At 70.2% G+C, this 13609-nt stretch carries 15 protein-coding genes and 1 tRNA gene; 5 read left to right on the top strand and 11 right to left on the bottom strand.

Annotation, left to right across the window (positions count from 1 at the left end; translation table 11 throughout):
• The first annotated feature begins 3 nt into the window (after positions 1–3).
• The 4 genes from KL771_RS07225 (at position 4) to KL771_RS07210 (ending at position 1786) form a co-directional block, all read left to right on the top strand.
• The gene (locus KL771_RS07225) at positions 4–720 is read left to right on the top strand and encodes a class I SAM-dependent methyltransferase (RefSeq protein WP_261967875.1); all 717 of its coding nucleotides are present in this window, start codon (positions 4–6) and stop codon (positions 718–720) included.
• 204 nt (positions 721–924) lie between these two features.
• Positions 925–1001, top strand: a tRNA-Met gene (locus KL771_RS07220).
• 48 nt (positions 1002–1049) lie between these two features.
• A complete protein-coding gene (locus tag KL771_RS07215) occupies positions 1050–1613 on the top strand; it encodes an MFS transporter (RefSeq protein ID WP_261967874.1) in 564 nt (187 codons plus the stop codon).
• On the top strand, positions 1610–1786 hold the full coding sequence (locus KL771_RS07210; RefSeq protein WP_261967873.1) for a hypothetical protein: 177 nt from the start codon (positions 1610–1612) through the stop codon (positions 1784–1786). Before KL771_RS07215 ends, KL771_RS07210 begins: the two co-directional genes overlap by 4 nt.
• 55 nt (positions 1787–1841) lie before the next feature.
• Here KL771_RS07210 and KL771_RS07205 read toward each other — a convergent pair whose 3' ends face one another.
• From KL771_RS07205 to KL771_RS07155, 11 genes are all read right to left on the bottom strand, one after another.
• Positions 1842–3176: a globin-coupled sensor protein gene (locus tag KL771_RS07205; protein WP_261967872.1), complete on the bottom strand. Its 1335-nt coding sequence runs from the start codon at positions 3174–3176 to the stop codon at positions 1842–1844.
• 778 nt (positions 3177–3954) lie between these two features.
• Positions 3955–4434, bottom strand: a complete 480-nt coding sequence (locus KL771_RS07200; RefSeq protein WP_261967871.1) for a copper chaperone PCu(A)C — start codon at positions 4432–4434, stop codon at positions 3955–3957.
• A 77-nt stretch (positions 4435–4511) separates the two neighbouring features.
• Positions 4512–4757 (bottom strand): hypothetical protein, encoded by a 246-nt coding sequence (locus KL771_RS07195; RefSeq protein WP_261967870.1) that lies wholly within the window; start codon positions 4755–4757, stop codon positions 4512–4514.
• A 95-nt stretch (positions 4758–4852) separates the two neighbouring features.
• Positions 4853–5614 carry a helix-turn-helix domain-containing protein gene (locus KL771_RS07190; RefSeq protein WP_261967869.1) on the bottom strand — a complete coding sequence of 254 codons (762 nt, stop codon included), beginning with the start codon at positions 5612–5614 and terminating at the stop codon, positions 4853–4855.
• A 477-nt stretch (positions 5615–6091) separates the two neighbouring features.
• Positions 6092–6874, bottom strand: coding sequence for an ABC transporter ATP-binding protein (locus KL771_RS07185; RefSeq protein WP_261967868.1), 783 nt, complete (start codon positions 6872–6874; stop codon positions 6092–6094).
• Positions 6871–7968 (bottom strand): FecCD family ABC transporter permease, encoded by a 1098-nt coding sequence (locus tag KL771_RS07180; protein WP_261967867.1) that lies wholly within the window; start codon positions 7966–7968, stop codon positions 6871–6873. Before KL771_RS07180 ends, KL771_RS07185 begins: the two co-directional genes overlap by 4 nt.
• A complete protein-coding gene (locus KL771_RS07175) occupies positions 7965–9125 on the bottom strand; it encodes an ABC transporter substrate-binding protein (RefSeq protein WP_261967866.1) in 1161 nt (386 codons plus the stop codon). Before KL771_RS07175 ends, KL771_RS07180 begins: the two co-directional genes overlap by 4 nt.
• On the bottom strand, positions 9122–10723 hold the full coding sequence (locus KL771_RS07170; protein WP_261967865.1) for a copper resistance CopC/CopD family protein: 1602 nt from the start codon (positions 10721–10723) through the stop codon (positions 9122–9124). Before KL771_RS07170 ends, KL771_RS07175 begins: the two co-directional genes overlap by 4 nt.
• A gap of 20 nt (positions 10724–10743) precedes the next feature.
• Positions 10744–11265 (bottom strand): YcnI family copper-binding membrane protein, encoded by a 522-nt coding sequence (locus KL771_RS07165; RefSeq protein WP_261967864.1) that lies wholly within the window; start codon positions 11263–11265, stop codon positions 10744–10746.
• Between the two features lie 90 nt (positions 11266–11355).
• Complete coding sequence (locus KL771_RS07160; protein WP_261967863.1) at positions 11356–11925, bottom strand: DUF2244 domain-containing protein; 570 nt, start codon at positions 11923–11925, stop codon at positions 11356–11358.
• Between the two features lie 91 nt (positions 11926–12016).
• Positions 12017–12406 (bottom strand): hypothetical protein, encoded by a 390-nt coding sequence (locus KL771_RS07155; RefSeq protein ID WP_261967862.1) that lies wholly within the window; start codon positions 12404–12406, stop codon positions 12017–12019.
• Positions 12407–12761: 355 nt separating this feature from the next.
• Here KL771_RS07155 and lgt point away from each other — a divergent pair, with 355 nt between their 5' ends.
• Entirely contained in the window at positions 12762–13574 is an 813-nt protein-coding gene (gene lgt / locus KL771_RS07150; RefSeq protein WP_261967861.1) for a prolipoprotein diacylglyceryl transferase, read from the top strand.
• Positions 13575–13609 lie beyond the last annotated feature (35 nt).

Here is a 13609-nt window from a genome sequence, read left to right as displayed (position 1 = left end):
CGCATGTCCATCCAGAACAACCGAAACACGGCCGCTGCGAAGGCCGAGGCCGCCTACGACCCGTCGATGCTCAACGGCACACCTCGCCTCGATCAGTCTTCCGTCCTCGCCGCCTATGCGCGCTGGGCGCCCTTCTATGACTTCGTCTTCAGCCGGTCCTTCGGTTTCGGCCGGTTGTTCGGCCTCGCGCGCCGCAACGCGCTCGCCCATATCAATGCCCGCCAGGGCAGCCTTCTGGAGATCGGCGTCGGCACCGGCGTGGCGCTCGGCGACTATGCCCGCCATCTGCAGGTGACCGGCATCGATCTGTCGCCCGAAATGCTGCGCGTGGCGCGCAAGAAGGTGCGCGACGAGGGCCTGACCCATGTGGTCGACCTTCTGGAGATGGACGCCAGCCGCCTGACCTTCGCGGACGGAACCTTCGACACCGCCGCGACCATGTTCACCATCACGGTGGTGCCGCATCCGGAAGCCGTGATGGCCGAGATCGAGCGCGTACTGAAGCCCGGCGGCGAGGCCCTGATCGTGTCGCACTTCGCCTCGGAGCGCGGCTGGCGGCACGGGCTGGAAAAGATCATGACGCCGCTGACCAGCCGCCTCGGCTGGCGCCCGGACTTCCCCGTCGCCCGCCTGCTCGACCGCCCCGGGCTGCGCCATGTCGAGACCCGCTCGCTGGATCCCTTCGGCGTCTTCTCGATGGTCCGCCTGCAGCGCGTCTGAGGCCATCTGACGGCGGGTGCGGGGGGCTGAAGCCACCTGCGCCCGGCTTGGCGCCGACCCGCCCCGCAGCGCCCGCGCCAAACGAGGCGGATGCTCAGTTGTGGTCGCAGTTTCGGTCCTCGGACCGCGATCCACAGCCCGGCTGCGAAACGCCGCGCAGCCGGCTTGACACCCGCCGGGCCAGTTCCTTATATCCGCCCCGTCGGCTGGGTAGCTCAGATGGTTAGAGCGGAGGATTCATAACCCTCAGGTCGGCGGTTCGATCCCGCCCCCCGCCACCACTCCCCACTTCGAAAGTCCCCGCCGCCGCGCCTGCAGCATCGGATCAGATGGCGATCCGTGACGTCATGCGGGCCGGCTCTGCCGTTGCCCCCGCCTCCCTTCTGATGCTGGTGAACTTCCTGCTGGCCGATGTCCGGGACGGCCTCGGACCCTTTCTCGGCATCTTCCTGATCGGCAAGGGCTGGACCCCGGACAGGATCGGCCTGGTCATGTCGATCGGCGGCTTCGCCGGCATGATCGCGACCACACCGCTCGGCATTCTGGCCGACGCCACGAAGCCCAAGCGGGCGGTCGTGGTGATCTGCGCCGTGCTGGTCACCGTCGCGTCGCTGGCGATGCTGCTCGTGCCGAGCATCGCGGTCGTGACGGCCGCCCAGATCGCGACCGGCATCGCCGGCCTGACGCTCGGCATCGTCGGCCAGAGCGGTCTCGCCCATCAACTGGGGCGCAACGAGGCGGCCAATCACGGCGGAAACGTGCTGGCCGCCGTGCTGGCGGGCCTGTTCGGGGCCGCCTACGGCTTGACGGCGGTCTTCGTCCTGATGGCCGGCATGGCGATCGGTTCGATTCTGGCCACCCTGGCGATTCCGCCGGCCTCGATCTGGTCATGACCGTGCAGGGCATCGGCGCGTCGCTGAGCCCGGCGCTCGCCGGGGCCATCGCGGCGCGATACGGGTTTCCGGCCGCCTTCCCGACGCTCGGTGCCTTCGCCCTGATCGGCCGGGTGCTGTGGACGGTCGGCAGGGGCAACCAGCCGGCGACCCGGGCTTCACCAAGTGCCTGAGGCGTGGGTCCTCAGGCGTCGGGCCGCCCGGCGGAGAAGTCCCGCCGACGCCGCGTCACGCCGCCTGGGTGCGGGCAAGGAACTGCTCGATGTCGCGATTGAGGCGGCCGAGCTGTTCCTCGAGGCTCTGGCGGGCCGCCGACACGGCATGGGATGCGGCGTCGGTGGTCGCCATGGCGTCGCCGATCGTCGACATGCCGTCGGACAGGCGGCGCGTATTGGTCGCGGTCTCCTGGACGGTGCGCGCGATGTCGCCGGTCGCGGCGGACTGCTCCTCGACGGCGGCGGCCATCGAGGTCGAGATCTGGCTGATCTCGGCAATCGTCTTCTCGATCTCCTGGATGCGGACCGCATTCTCCTGGGTCGCCGCCTGGATCGCCGAGGCCCGGCTGGAGATCTCGGTGGTCGCGGTCGCCGTCTGTCCGGCCAGCGCCTTGACCTCCTGGGCGACGACCGCGAAGCCGCGGCCGGCCTCGCCGGCCCGGGCGGCCTCGATCGTCGCATTGAGGGCGAGCAGGTTGGTCTGGCCGGCGATGTTGGAGATCAGATCGACCACCTCGCCGATCTCGCGGGCACGCTCGGCCAGCCCGACCACCGCCTGGCTGATCGCCTTGGTGCTTTCGGTCGCATTGCGGGCGATCGTCGCCGTCCGCATCGACTGCGCGCTGATCTCGCCGATCGAGGCCGAGAGCTCTTCGGTGGCGGCGGCGCCGGCCTGGACATTCTCGGCCGTGCGCGCGGCGGTCGCGCCGAAATCGTCGACCTGCGAGCGGGTGCGTGCCGTGACCTCGCCGAGATCCTTGGCGCTGGCGCCAAGCTGCCGGTTGGCGGCGGCGGAAACCTCCAGCGTCCGCTGCACGGAGGTCGAGAATTCCGCCACGGCGGCAGAGAGCTGCTCGCCACGGCGCTGGCGATCGGCGATCAGCACGTCCTGGTAGACCGAGATGGCGAAATCCATGTCGAGCATGACGGCCGAATGCACCGCGCGCATCATCCGCGCCAGACGCTGCGGCCGGAACCGGTTGGCGGCGATCAGGACATCCGAGATCGCGTCCAGCACGAAGGCATAGCCGCCGATATACCAGCGCGGCTCCAGCCCGATGCGGTGGTGAACCAGACCGATGGTGCGGATGCCCTCGACGTAGCTTTGATCGAAGTCGCCGCTGAACAGGCGCTTCCAGTGACCGGACTGCAGCCCGACCAGGCGCGATTGCTGCGTGCCGACCATCGCGGCCAGCCGCGGTTCGGACTTCAAATGCCGATAGAAACCTTGAAGGATATCTTCCAGCCGGGGTTCAATCACCGACCAGGACGCGCGCATGTCCGCACGTTGCTGGGCGCCGATTCTCATAAACGCAAGGCGGGCGTCGAGATCATCGGCGTTCTGCATGACCATTGTCTCCGTATGACGCATCGGTAGCGTCGGCCGCTTTCTGAGAGCAATTTGATATTCGAATATTGATAAAATCCTAAAATGCAGTGGAACCACAAGGAGATGTGGTGTCTACAACGTTTCGGGATTGATTTTGAGGTCTTATATGTCCCTGCAACTTCAGTGAAATGTCAACTTCGGGTTCCCGTCTCCGAAATTTGTGTTCGTGGAAACACCGACATCGATAAATCGATTGAAATTATTCTTTGCGTGGCCATCTGAGTTGCAACTTTTGCTATATCTTGAATGCAGCGACAGAAAACTGGGTTCGTGCAGTCTAAAGTCCATCATGTGGATCGTTCGCGCAGTGCTTCCGCCATTCCTTCGGAACCCGGCCGGCGGCAGGAAATGCTTCGGGGAATCGCGGCGTTTGCTGCGCAGGGACTTGCCGGCGCGGCGGGGCCGCGGTCCGGCCATGCCGAATTCCCAGGCGTCATGGCGGACGCCTGCGGCCGAGGTCCGAGCGGGCGTGCGGCCGCCGCGATCGTCGGACGGCCGGAACCGTCTTCAGCCGGCGAGGGGCCCCGCACGAGACGGACTGATGCCGGCCGCAGCCAATGGGATTGATCGCCCGTAGGCTGGTCCGGTCGCGGCGGTCGACGCTTCGGGCCGACCCTCCGGGCGCCGGCGCGGGTCCGGAGGATCGGTGGCAGCGCTCAGACGATCCCGGCGATCCGGTCTTGGGCCGCCGGAACGCGGGCGCAGGCTGCGTCCCGCGTTCCGGCATGGCCGGCCATCAATGGCCCATATGCTTTTCGGTGCTGCCCTGGGCGCCGATCGCCTCGACCTGGAACTCGACCTGCACGGGGCCGGCCTTCTCGAAGACCAGTGTCGCCTTGACGGTCTCGCCCTGCTTGAGCGGGCGCTTCAACTCCATCAGCATCACGTGATAGCCGCCGGGCTTCAGTTCCACGGTCTTGCCCGGGGCGATCTCGAGCCCCTTGTCGAGGGCGCGCATCTTCATGATGCCGTCGATCACCGCCATCTCGTGGATTTCCACCCGGCCGGCAACCTCGGCGCTGCCGGCGACCAGCCGGTCGGAAGCCTTGCCGGCATTCTTGATCTTCATGAAGCCGCCGCCGACGGTCGCGCCGCCCGGCGTCGCCCGGGCCCAGGGATGGTCGATCTGCAGATCGCCGACCTTGAAGTCGTGCGCGAAGGCCGGCGCGGCGAAGAGCGTGGCGCCGATCAGGACGGCGAGGAAGGACTTGGTCATGACGGAACTCCTTGGGTCATGGGCAGTGGTGAGAGGCGCCGCGGGCGACAGGCCGTCCGCCGGCGGGTTGCCTTCGGTTACCGAAGGCCGGTGGCGGTGACGATGACGAGACTGACCAGTGCCGACGCGGCGCCGATCTCTGCGAACAGGATCACACCCGGATAGCCGAACTCGAGCGCCACGATCAGGAACAATTCGACCAGGATCGCCGCATAGCTGAGCAGCAGCTTCTCGGTCCTGCCGAACGGCTCGAAGGCCATGCGGGCGGAGGGCGGCTTCGGCGCGTCGCTGGCCGGGAGGGCCGGGCTGTCGGTTGCGATCATGCTCTCTCCTTCAGTCCAGGGGGGCCGCATGCCGCAGCGGACCGGGGCGCGGGGCAAGGGCTATGGGTGGGGTCAACGCGGCGTCTCCTCTGAAATCATGCGGCGTGGCCGAGTGTGGCGGGAATGCCTGTGCGACGCGGCGGTCGGGACTCGCGCGCCGACGGGGTCGGCAGCGCCGCCGCGGCCGCGATGCCGTAGCGATCGAGAATCTCGAACCGGGACTGATCCTGGATCAGGAGCAGACCCTCGCGCTGGAAAGAGGACAGGGTGCGGCTGACCGTCTCGATGACGAGGCCGAGCCAGTCCCCCAGATCCTGCCGGGTCAGCGGGCAGTGGAACGGGCCGTCGCCCACGCCGAGCACGGCCTGCAGCCGGATCAACCCGGAGGCGACGCGCTCGCGGGCGGATTTCCGGCCAAGCAGAAAGGCGTGGTCGCGCTGGCGCGAAAGGGCGCGGGTGGCCTGCTCGTAGAGCGCCATGGCGTCGTCGGCCGGCGCCGGCTCGGCACGCCGGGCGCGCAGGCGCACCCGCGTCACCGCCTCTGCGCCGCAGACATGGATCAGGCCGGAATCGAGCCCGATGGCGTCGCCGGGGCCGAGCAGATCGACGATTTGGCGGCGACCGTCGCCGAGCGACTTGGTCAGGGCGACGCAACCGGTCACGATCGTCGTGATGCCATGCTTCCGGTCGCCTTCGCCATGCAGGACGGTCCGGGGCGCGAATTCGCGGACGGGGCCGAGCCCCAGGACGCGACTGTCCCGAACGGCGTCCTCGCCGGTGCGGGCGGGCGACAGGGCCGAGGCGCCGATGACGTTCGGCGGCAGGCCTGCCAAGTCGGTTTCACGTTCTCGCAACATTTGTGTCTCTCGAAAGGGCGGCGCGCACGCGGCCGCCAGCGACAAGGGTCCCCCGAACAACGGGGACGGCTTCGGACGGAGGACCGAGGCCGGTCGGAGGACCGCGCTGGCGGTACGAGGCGACGCGGACCGGGAGCGACGGCGCGTCGGGGAGCGGGGCGGCGGGATGGGCGCCGCGGACGGGTGGGAAGCCAAGGCCGGCGATCGGCGGCAGGCCGGGTGCCGCGCTGAGCCGGCAGGCGTCGCAGAGCGTCCGGGCGGACTTGCCGGGGCTGTCCGGATCGCCGCACAGGGTCGGCACTGTCCCGTCCGGCAGGGCAAATTGCGCCCGCTCCGAGGCCGTAGCGATGTCGAACCTGGCCGGGTTGTGGCCGAAGCCGGCGAGCGTCGCCGCCAGCGCATAGGCGAGCAGGACCGTCCGGGCGAGCCAGGACGGAAGCGGGCCGCCGATGCGGAGGGGGGCACGTCGCGATGCCGTCATGGCGGCCCCCGCAGGGCATCGGTGCCGCGCGGCATGGCGCGCAGGGCGGCAACGGTCGTGAAGCCGTCGGCGGCCGCGGTCAGGCGGGCCTCGACGCCGTAGACGGCGGCGATCATGGCAGCATCGATGACCGATGCCGGCGTGCCGGCTGCGAAGACCCGGCCATGCGTCAGCACGACGGCATGGTCGGCGTAGCGCAGCGCCGCGTTGAGATCGTGAATGGTCACGACCGTGGTCAGGCCGCGCCGACGGGTCTCGCGCCGGACGAGGTCGAGCAGTTCGAGCTGGTTGCGCAGGTCGAGCGCGCTGGTCGGCTCGTCGAGCAGGATCACCGCCGGTTCGCGGGCCAAAACTTGGGCAAGCTGGACGAGTTGGCGCTGCCCGCCGCTCAGCGTCCCGAACAGGCGCCCGGCGTGATCGGCCATGCCGACCGACCCGAGCGCGGCGGCAACGGCGGCGAGGTCGGCCTCGCCGACCCGGTATCCGATCCGTCCGATCCGTCCGAGCAGCACCACTTCGAGCACGGTGAGCACCGGTCGTACCGCGAAATCCTGCGGCATGTAGCCGACGGCATGGTCGCCGGGGCGCGGGCCGCCGTCGAAGGTGATCCGTCCGGAATGGGGGATCAGGCCGGCGACGGCGCGCATCAGCGTGCTCTTGCCGGACCCGTTCGGGCCGAGCAGGGCGGTCACCTCGCCGGGCGCGGCCATCGCCGATACCGCGTTCAGCACCGGTGCGCCGCCGAGATGGACCGTGAGAGCCTGCGTGGCGATCCTCACCAATAGGCCCTCCGGGTGCCGACGACGAGCCACAGGAAGAAGGGCACGCCGACCAGGGCGGTGACGATCCCGATCGGGAAGATGGCGCCCGGCATGACCGTCTTGCTGGCGATCGAGGCGGCCGACAGCAGCAGCGCGCCGAACAGGGCGGAGGCCGGCAGCAGGTAGCGCTGGTCCTCGCCGATCAGCATGCGTGCGGCATGCGGGGCGACCAGGCCGACGAAGCCGATCGTGCCGACGAAGGCGACCGCGACCGCCGTCAGGAGCGAGACCAGGGCCAGAATGCGCAGCCGCAGCCCATCGACCCGGACGCCGAGCGCGCGCGCCCGCTCGTCGCCGAGCTTCAGGGCGGTCAGCCGCCAGACATCGCGCGCCAGGATAGGGACCGTCATGGCCAGCACCAGGCTGACCGCGGCGAGCTTGTCCCAGGTCGCCTTCAGGAGGCTGCCGAACAGCCAGAACACGATCTGCTGCAACGCCTCCGGCGAGGCGACGAACTGGAGGAGCGCCAGCAGCGCCTGGAACAGGAACAGGATTGCCACGCCGGCCAGCACCAGCACCTCGGCGGTCGCGCCGCGCATCCGCCCGACGCCATAGACGCCCGAGGCGGCCAACCCGGCGAACACGAAGGCACCGACCGGGATGGCGCGCGCCTCGGCGAGCGGCAGCAATCCGCCGAAGACGATCATCAGCGCCGCCCCGAAGCCGGCGCCGGCGGCGATGCCGAGCGTATAGGAGGAGGCGAGCGGATTGTTGAGGATGGTCTGCATCAGCGCGCCGGTCAGCCCGAGCGCCGCGCCGACCGCGATCGCCATCAGGGCGATCGGCAGCCGGATGGTCCACACGATGGTGTCGACCATCCGGTCGCCGCCGCGCCCGAGCACCGACAGGACCACGTCGCCGACCGGCAGGAAGGCCGGACCGGTGGCGATGTCGAGCATGGCCGAGACGACCAGCGCGCCGGCGCCCGCCGCCAGGACGGCCCGTCGCCGCCGCGCCAGGCTGCGGTAGACGGCGCCGAGCTCGCCGGCCGCGGCCGCAGTCGCGATCGTCCCGTCGGTTGCCGTGTCGGGCGTGGTCGAGGCGAGCGTCATGGCGCGAGCTTGAGCGCCCAGGTGCCGGAGAAGGGCACCGGGAGATATTTGGCGTGGTAGGCGGCAAGCTCGGCGAGCGGGTCGACATCGGCGAAGGCCGCCGGATAGAGCCGCTTGGCGATATACTGCTGCGCCGTGTAGTCGTAGAGGGTCCGGGCGAGGCCGTGTTCCAGTGCATGGATCTCGCCGGCCTTGATCGCCTTCAGCTCGGCCCAGCCGGGCCGGGCCGCATAGGGGGCCAGGCTGGCGCGCGTGATCTCCGGGGTCGCGTCGTAGCCGAGCCGGACCGCGTTCGGGCGGCCGACCCAGGACGATCCGCCGATGAAGATGAAGTCCGGATTGGCGGCAAGGACATATTCCGGATTGAGCGGGCCGTAGGGTCCCGGGATGCGGCCGTTGGTGATGTTCTCGGCGCCGAGATTGTCGAGGATGCGGCCCCACATGGTGCCGTTGTAGCTGTTGCCGACGGTGGCGGCACCCGTCTGGCCGATCTCGACATAGACCTTCGGCTTCGGGCCCTTCGGCAGGGAGGCGATGCGCCGCTGGATGTCGGCCATCTTGGTTTCGTAGAGGCTGGCCAATTCATCGGCGCGCGCATCGGCGCCCATCACGGCCCCGATCGCGCGGGTCGAGGCGGCATGTCGCTCGGTGATCTGGGCGTTGTAGTCGAAGGCGACGATCCTGATGCCGGCCGCCTCGATCTGCGCCCGCGCCGTCGCGGTGGCCTCCCAGGAGATCTGCGGCATCAGCAGCACGTCGGGCTTCAGCGCGATCACCTTCTCGGCCGAGAAGGTCCCCTCGTCGGTGCTGCCGACATCCGGCTTTTCGGCGATCTCGGGGATCTTCGCGACGTAGCGCGACCAGATGGCCGGCCGCCAGCCGGCCCAGACGGCACGGTTGATGCCGACCACGCGCTTCCAGCCCTCAGCCCCGGCGATGGCCGTGAACTCCTCGTAGTTGAACATCACCACCACGCGGCCGGCGGGGGCATCGATGGTCACCTCCCGGCCGAGCGCGTCCTTGATGGTGCGCGTCGCGGCCAGCGCCGGCTCGGCGAGCGCGAGGGCCAGGAGGGCGGCGGCGGCGAGGCCGGCGGCGGCGCGGCGCAGGCGCGCGAAGGGCAGGGCGGGCCTGCCGGGATCGGCGGAGGGGATCACGGACGTATCTCCAGTTCGGTCTCGAGCGTGGTCTTCTCGAAATCGCTGATCAGGATCTCGATCTCGGCCGTCCACCGGCCGGCCAGCGGTAGCGGCAGAGCCTCGACATGCCAGCGGCCGTCCGGCGCGAGCCGGGCCTGGCGCCGGACCGGTTCGATCACGGCGGCTTCGTTGCGCAGCGCGATCGTGACCTCGCGCGCCGCCAGCGGGCCGAAATCGCCGGTCATCAGCATGATCGCGGCCGAATTGACGCCGCGCCGCCCGGGCGTCACGGAGACATCCGCCATGGCGGCCGCGGTATGGACATGCACCGACAGGCCGGCGCGATCGGCGGCGTGGAGCGCGCGCGGCGGCGGCGTCAGGCGCCAGCCGGCGACGAGGGCGAGCACGAGAAGGCCGATCGTCACCTCGAGGCGGATGGAGCGGATCAGGGCAAGGCGTGGCGAGCGTCTGGCCGTCGCAAGGCGCGGCGTCAGGATCTGGCGGTTGTAGGCCGCGAGCGCCAGGAGGCTCCCGACGCCGACGAGCTTCAGGGCGAGCAACCGGCCATAGGGGGTCTCGACGAAAGCCTGGAGGCCTTCCATCTGCACCACGGCGAGGCCGAGCCCGGTCGCTGCGAGAAGCGCGACCAGCACCACCGCCGTCCGGGAGAAGCGCTCGACCAGCGGCAGCGGATCGGCGGCGCGGTCGGCGAGTGCGCCGCCGAGCGGAACCAGGGCACCGAGCCAGTAGAGCGCCGCCGCGGCATGGACGAACACCGCCAGACCCATGAAGGGCCGCGGTTCCGCCATCGCGGCGTGGCCGGTCGCCGCGAAGGAGCCGGCCGCGACCAGCCAGGCCAGTCCGGCCAGCAGGGCCGCCAGGGCGGGCCGCGCCGGACCTGCGGCCGTCGCCAGGAACGCCAGCAGGCCGCTGCCCGCGGCCAGGATCGCCGCCGGTGCGACGCTCGTGGCGAGAGCGGCCCGCCAGGCCGCCGGCGTCGCGACGGCTCCGAAGGACCCGCCGAGCACGTCGGCGCCCTGCAGGGCGAAGCCGAGGCCGGCGGCCGGAACGACGGCAAGGGCCGCGATCCCGACGATCCGCCGCATGCCGGCGAGCGAACGGGCGGCCCGGCCGGTCAGTACCGTAAAGACGGTGCCGCCGACCCCGAGGGTCATCAGCACCGTGACCAGGAAGCGGATCGCGACCTGCGAGGCCGCGAAGGCCGCCGGCCGGGCGTCCGCATCGAGCGCCGGCCGCACGCCGGGCGTCCCGATCGAAAAGCCGACCGAGCCGCCGACCGGATGGCCGTCGCTGGAGACGATCCGCCAGGACACGAGATAGCTGCCCTTGCGTCCGAGCGGCGGCAGGGCGGCGGCGACGGTCGCGTCCTGCGCCGTCGCCGTCAGATCGGTGATGACGCCGTCCGGACCGACCAGGCCGACCCGGACCGGTGCGACCGGTTCGTTGAAGGTCAGCCGGACGGTGTCCGGCGCGGTGGCGACGACGGCGCCGTCCGCCGGGCTGCTCGCGATCAGCTGCGCATGCGCCCGCGCGGTCCCGGCGCCCGGGCCGAGCCACAGGACGAGGAGCGCGAGCACGAGCGCGAGGCGGGCCATGGCGGGGCGCCGTCGGTCGGTCACGGCGTGGCCGGCAGCAGCTTGACGCCGGGCGCCGGGAATTTCAGGTCGTCCGACGACTGCCCGGCGGCCGGGATCTCGATCCAGCGTTCGGCCGCGGCCTCGCATTCCTGCACGGCCGGGAAGTAGAACATGGTATCCGGCTTCAGATCCTTGACGAAGCTGCCGCGGAAGACGAATTCTTCATAGTGCTCGTCGAGCAGCTTGCCGGTCCAGACCACTTCGGTGACGCCCTCGCTCAGCGGCGTGCCGTAGTAGTCGTAGGTCTTGGCATACTTGCCCTTGATGGTTTCCAGCGTCCAGCCGGCCTTGGGCATCGGCTTCACGGCGATGAAGCCTTCAGGGATCTTGACCCGGACTTTCAGGGTCGGAGCGCCGGCGCAGCCATGCGGCACGCGCAGCACCGCCTTGTAGGTCGAGCCGACCTTGGCCTCGCGGCCCTCCAGAGTGGCGTGGGCGAGAGCCGAGGAGGCGGCGGCGACGCTGAACAGCGCGCCGAGGATCAGAGACTTGTACGTCATGAGGTCAATCCGTCCATTGTCATGATCGAGGGGCGAGATTGGCGTGCGGGGGACTGCCGGCCGGTGCCGCCGCACGCCTGCGGCTGCGCGTCAGCGGACGAGCAGCGCCGGAGCCGTCACGGTCGTGATGCGGGGCGGAAATCCGGCCACGCTCAGCGCCGCCGCAAAGGCAGCCAGGAAGTCCCGGCGCTCGGCCGGGGACAGGTCGCGGGCGATCTCGTCGCGCCGGCTGCGATGCAGCAGAAAGAGATTGCGGCAGCCGTAGTCGGGATCGTCGCGGCATTCGATCGCGAGGCCCCAGGCCGGCCAGACCTCAGGGCCGGCCGAACCGCGCTGGCCTTGCCGTGCGACGACGACCGTCGCGCCGCGGATGGCGATGCGCTCGGATCGGTCCATATCGGCACGGCAGGCATAGATCGCGAAGGCCAGGAACACGGCGTCGAACAGCACGAAGGCGCCGGCCATCCAGGCGCCGAGGGCCACGAAGGCGATCTGGATGGCGCAGGACACCAGCGCCACGGCGGCCAGGAGAAGAACGAAGCCGCGCTCGCCGAGCGAGCGGTGCGGCGTGATGACGGCATCGAAGAGGACGGCTCCGGATTCCGCAGCGGAGCTGCCGTCCGCCGGCCGGATCGCGGCTGCGGGTGCAAGAGATGTCATGATCTGGATATCCACCCTGGACCCGGGATGCGCGCTGCGCGGCGGGTCGGACGCGTTTTCGCCGGCACGCCGTGGCGGCCGGCGGTTCCGGTCAGGCGAGGGTGGTCGGGGGGCCGCGCGAAACCGGGCGGCAGACGGTCGCGGCGATTCGCTGCGCTTCGGCAACGGTCTCCGTCACGCTGCGGCCGCCGAGCGCGAGCGCCGGTCCGGCCGGCGGTGTCGCGGCCATGCCGGGGGCGTCCGTCAGGCGGCAGGCGTCGCAAAGGCTCCCGCTGCCGGTCTTGCCGGTGGCATCGTCGTCGCCCTTGCAGAAGCTCTGCGCGAGGCCGCCCGGCAGCGCATAGGCGGAGGCGGCGGACGGGGACGAGAACGCGGTGTCGAAACCGGTCATCCGGTGCGAGAAGCCGAGCATCAGCATCGCCAGCGCATAAAGCGCCACGACGCAGAGCCGGAGCCGTCTCGACCGAAGGGTTTCGAACATGGCCGCGAGACTTGCCGAACTCGCCGGCCCCTGTCAATTCGGCAAAATGCCCGGTGCAACATGGCTGCCCGACGGCCGGAGCCGGTCAGGCCGTTCCGCGCCCGCGACGCGGGCCGGCCGGCCGCCATCCGTGAGACCGCGTGCGCCGGACCGGCCGTCCGCACCGCGCGGCGCTGCCGCCGGTCGGGTTGACGACCCCGGGGCGCCGCAGCATGGTCGCGCGCAACCAGCCTGCGGCGCCGTTCGCTCCGTCGGCGGACACGGCGTGGAACCCCGGACCCGTCCATCCGCCCGCCCGCCCGGCGCGGCGGCCGGATAGGGGATGACGGTCCGGGAGCGAGACAAGGAGGTATCGATGCTTCCCTTTGCGATCCCCTATCCGTCGATCGATCCGGTCGCCGTCCAACTCGGCCCGGTCGCGATCCGGTGGTACGCGCTCGCCTATATCGTCGGCATCCTGCTCGGCTGGTGGTATTCGCGCCGGCTGGTCTCGGAGGATCGCATCTGGGGCCGCGTGCCGCGGCCGACACCGTTGGAGATGGACGACTTCATCCTCTACGCGACCGTCGGTATCGTCATCGGCGGCCGCGTCGGCTATGTCCTCTTTTATAATCCAAGCTATTATCTCTACCATCCGATCGAAGCCTTGCAGGTCTGGAAAGGCGGCATGTCGTTCCATGGCGGCTTTCTCGGCTCCATGGTGGCGATGTGGATGTTCCAGCGCGGCCGCGAATTCTCGATCTGGTCCCTGTTCGACATCTTCACCGCGTCGGCGACCTTCGGCCTGTTCTTCGGGCGGGTGGCGAACTTCATCAATGCCGAACTCTGGGGGCGGACCAGCGATGTCGCCTGGGCGATGGTCTTCCCGACCGGCGGCCCCGATCCGCGCCATCCGAGCCAGCTCTACGAGGCGGCCCTGGAGGGCGTCCTGCTGTTCGTCGTGCTGCGGCTCCTGACCCATCGGGGCCTCTGGCTGCAGAAGCCCGGCTTTGTCGCGGGCGCCTTCACGGCCGGCTACGGCCTCGCCCGCTTCTTCGTGGAATATTTCCGCGAGCCGGACGCCCATCTCGGCTATCTCTGGAACGTCATCACGATGGGCCAGATCCTGTCGCTGCCGATGGTCGTGATCGGCTGCGGCGTCATGCTGTTTGCGGCCCGGCGCCGCTGAAGCCGAGGGCGGTCGCTGACCGTCGCGGCAGCCGG

The organism is Prosthecodimorpha staleyi (assembly GCF_018729455.1).
In the GTDB taxonomy this organism is placed as follows: Bacteria; Pseudomonadota; Alphaproteobacteria; order Rhizobiales; family Ancalomicrobiaceae; genus Prosthecodimorpha; species Prosthecodimorpha staleyi.
This window is presented reverse-complemented; position numbering and strand designations above follow the sequence as displayed.

Coding starts and splice junctions, on each gene's coding strand:
- lgt (WP_261967861.1), top strand. CDS start 12,762: ATGCTTCCCTTTGCGATCCCCTATCCGTCGATCGATCCGGTCGCCGTC.
- KL771_RS07165 (WP_261967864.1), bottom strand. CDS start 11,265: ATGACGTACAAGTCTCTGATCCTCGGCGCGCTGTTCAGCGTCGCCGCC.
- KL771_RS07200 (WP_261967871.1), bottom strand. CDS start 4,434: ATGACCAAGTCCTTCCTCGCCGTCCTGATCGGCGCCACGCTCTTCGCC.
- KL771_RS07215 (WP_261967874.1), top strand. CDS start 1,050: ATGGCGATCCGTGACGTCATGCGGGCCGGCTCTGCCGTTGCCCCCGCC.
- KL771_RS07195 (WP_261967870.1), bottom strand. CDS start 4,757: ATGATCGCAACCGACAGCCCGGCCCTCCCGGCCAGCGACGCGCCGAAG.
- KL771_RS07180 (WP_261967867.1), bottom strand. CDS start 7,968: ATGACGCTCGCCTCGACCACGCCCGACACGGCAACCGACGGGACGATC.
- KL771_RS07170 (WP_261967865.1), bottom strand. CDS start 10,723: ATGGCCCGCCTCGCGCTCGTGCTCGCGCTCCTCGTCCTGTGGCTCGGC.
- KL771_RS07190 (WP_261967869.1), bottom strand. CDS start 5,614: ATGTTGCGAGAACGTGAAACCGACTTGGCAGGCCTGCCGCCGAACGTC.
- KL771_RS07160 (WP_261967863.1), bottom strand. CDS start 11,925: ATGACATCTCTTGCACCCGCAGCCGCGATCCGGCCGGCGGACGGCAGC.
- KL771_RS07210 (WP_261967873.1), top strand. CDS start 1,610: ATGACCGTGCAGGGCATCGGCGCGTCGCTGAGCCCGGCGCTCGCCGGG.
- KL771_RS07155 (WP_261967862.1), bottom strand. CDS start 12,406: ATGTTCGAAACCCTTCGGTCGAGACGGCTCCGGCTCTGCGTCGTGGCG.
- KL771_RS07205 (WP_261967872.1), bottom strand. CDS start 3,176: ATGCAGAACGCCGATGATCTCGACGCCCGCCTTGCGTTTATGAGAATC.
- KL771_RS07225 (WP_261967875.1), top strand. CDS start 4: ATGTCCATCCAGAACAACCGAAACACGGCCGCTGCGAAGGCCGAGGCC.